Source organism: Microcystis sp. M_QC_C_20170808_M9Col (genome assembly GCF_007095495.1).
Taxonomy (GTDB): Bacteria; Cyanobacteriota; Cyanobacteriia; order Cyanobacteriales; family Microcystaceae; genus Microcystis; species Microcystis aeruginosa.
In genome coordinates, this window is sequence record NZ_SFBZ01000105.1 from 1 (window position 1) to 2,868 (window position 2,868).

Annotated in this window: 2 protein-coding genes and 1 pseudogene; 2 read left to right on the forward strand and 1 reads right to left on the reverse strand. The window is 41.8% G+C overall.

Annotated elements, in window-relative coordinates; translation table 11 throughout:
- Window positions 1-499: 499 nt before the first annotated feature.
- Entirely contained in the window at window positions 500-1,837 is a 1,338-nt protein-coding gene (locus EWV68_RS06455) for a helix-hairpin-helix domain-containing protein (RefSeq protein WP_125730532.1), read from the forward strand.
- 3 nt (window positions 1,838-1,840) lie between these two features.
- On the opposite strand, the gene EWV68_RS06460 is transcribed toward EWV68_RS06455, so the two are convergent.
- Entirely contained in the window at window positions 1,841-1,966 is a 126-nt protein-coding gene (locus tag EWV68_RS06460) for a hypothetical protein (protein ID WP_256378254.1), read from the reverse strand.
- Between EWV68_RS06460 and EWV68_RS06465 the strand changes: the two are divergent.
- A pseudogene (locus tag EWV68_RS06465) lies at window positions 1,952-2,749 on the forward strand (zinc-binding metallopeptidase family protein); the annotation flags it as partial. The gene EWV68_RS06460 and the pseudogene EWV68_RS06465 sit on opposite strands and share 15 nt — an antisense overlap.
- Window positions 2,750-2,868: the final 119 nt, after the last annotated feature.

Genomic DNA, 2,868 nt, shown 5'->3' on the forward strand with positions numbered 1-2,868 from the left:
TTTTTTCCCCTCAAAAAGTACCAGATATGGGAGTGATCAGGGGGAAATTCAGGGACTTTTTCCCTGAAAATTAGGTAATTGACCCCCTCAAAATCGGTAAAACCCCACACCCCACACCCCACACCCTACACCCTGCCCCTAGGAAAAACTTTTTCAGCAAACCCTAACTAAGAACCCATTTTGTCTAGGTTTGCATAGTAGCTCTACAGACTGACACCGCAAGCTCTGCGGCCAAAATATTTTTACTGGCAGTACCACTCTAGAACATATCGTGTCAATGCGCTAGTATTTAAATTAAAGCCAACCTAAAATGGCGGGGTTTCAGCCCAAAATTTTCGATGATGTTGTTTAATTTGATCGTAACCTATTGTAGGTAGAATATAAACTTTAGTTATTATTAATATGGTGATTTTTTTACCTTGGCAGCATGAGGGAACAAAGAAATGCTATATTTCTATTAGCACCGTTGCCAAAATCTCTGGAGAGTTGGGTTACTAATATGGTTAAAATTATCGGTCGTCAATCCTTGGGAAGAAAACCCGTTTACGATATTGGTGTGGAGAAAGATCATAATTTTTTGCTGGGCAACGGGTTAATTGCCTCCAATTGTTTTAATAAATCTCACTCCACTGCCTACGCTTACGTCACCTATCAAACCGCTTATTTAAAAGCTAATTATCCTGTGGAATATATGACAGCGTTACTAACTGCTAGTAGCGATAATCAGGATAAGGTGGAAAAGTATCGAGAAAACTGTCAGAAAATGAATATCGATGTCGAACCTCCCGACATCAATCGCTCGCAAAAACATTTTACCCCGATTGGGCGCAAAATTCTCTTTGGTTTGTCCGCAGTTAGAAATCTGGGCGAAAATGCGATCGAGGCTATTTTAAAAGCCCGGGAAGCAACAGGAGGAAAGTTTACTTCCTTAGGGGATTTTTGCGAGCGTGTTGATTTACGAGTAATCAACAAAAGAGCTTTAGAAACGCTAATTTATTGTGGTGCTTTTGATAAAATTCAACCTAATCGCCATCAATTAATTGAAGATTTAGAATTAGTAGTTGCTTGGGCGCAAAAACGCACCAAAGAGAAAGAAAGTGGTCAAATGAATATTTTTGATATGCTAGGAGGTAGCACAGAAAATAAACAAGAATCCGAGTTTGAACAGTCTCCCAGTGCCACCGCAGTAGAAGATTTTTCCCTACAGGAAAAGTTAAAACTGGAAAAAGAACATTTAGGTTTTTATGTTTCCGAACATCCTTTAAAAGCTTTACAAAGAGCCGCTCAAGTCCTATCTCCTATCAATTTAGCTGACTTAGAAGAACACAAAACCAGAAAAAAAGTTAGTGCAATTGTCTTATTAAATGCCGTTAAGAAAATTATGACCAAAAAAGGTACTCCCATGGCATTTTTAACCCTAGAAGATGCCTCGGGACAATCGGAAGCGGTGATTTTTTCCGATACCTACGAACGTCTGCAAAAATTATTAGTGGAGGAAGCAACTTTAATGGTGTGGGGGAAAGTTGATCGCCGAGATGATCGGGTACAATTAATTATCGAAGATGCGGAACCGATCGAAACCATTAAAATGGTGATGGTTAATTTATCGCTGCAAGATGTCGTCAACCAAAATCGTCAAAATCTTCTTAAAAGTATTCTGCAATCGGGAGACAAACAAAAGGCAAAAGTTCCCGTTATTGCCACCATCGGTGCGGGAACTCAGCGTCAATTTGTGCGTTTAGGACAAAACTATTGGGTAGAGGATGACAATTCGGTGCTAGAGTCTCTGAAAGTTGCGGGTTTTCTGGCTAATTCTGCACCTCTGATTAATCATTAAATGCTAACTGGCAATCACCCAAGAGCCATGGCTGCGCCAATATTGTTCCTGTAAAACCTTTTCGATTTCCTGTTTCGATAATAATTCTCTTTCGACCCACAAATCAAGACAAATATGGATTTTGATCACCTCTTTGACACTATTGCCACTCTTGTCCTCCATCATTCTCCTAGTGGGATGGAAACGGAAATCGATCGCTTTTTACTAGAACGCTTTCAAGAGTTAGGATTAGAAACATGGCAAGATCAAGCGGGAAATGTCATCGGCAAAATTAGAGGACGAGATTCGACCAAAAAAATTGCTATTACTGGTCATAAAGACGAAATTGGTGCTATTATCAAAGCAATTAATCCCGATGGTACTCTGCAAATTCGCCAACTCGGGGGAGCTTTTCCTTGGATTTACGGAGAGGGAGTGGTGGATATTATCGGTGATAAAGGAACCAGATCGGGGATTCTCTCCTTTGGTTCCCGTCATATTTCCCATCAATCCCCGCAAAAAGTGCAGCAGGAAAACACTCCCGTCACCTGGGAATCCGCATGGATAGAGACGAAATTGACTCCAGAAGAATTAGACGCTTGCGGGGTGCGCGTCGGTAGTCGAGTCGTGGTGGGAAAACACCGAAAACAACCCTTGCGACTAAGAGACTACATTGCCAGTTATACCCTTGATAATAAGGCTTCCGTGGCGATTCTTTTAGCATTAGCGGCCAGAGTAATTAACCCCGCGGTGGATATATATCTGGTTGCCTCAGCTAAGGAGGAGGTAGGAGCCTTAGGGGCCTTATTTTTTACCGCAAATAACCGCTTAGATGCATTAATTGCCCTAGAAATCTGTCCCCTCGCTCCTGAATATCCGATTAAGGATGGCAGCAATCCTGTTTTATTGTCTCAGGATGGTTACGGTATCTATGTTGACATCCTCACCGCCGTAAACGGACGGCGATTCCCAAACCTCACGATTTAGGTTTCTGCTTCTTTCCCTTGCGGGGTTCCGCACCTGCCTTAACAGATTTACTCTGTTCTGGTCTT

Coding starts and splice junctions, on each gene's coding strand:
- EWV68_RS06455 (WP_125730532.1), top strand. CDS start 500: ATGGTTAAAATTATCGGTCGTCAATCCTTGGGAAGAAAACCCGTTTAC.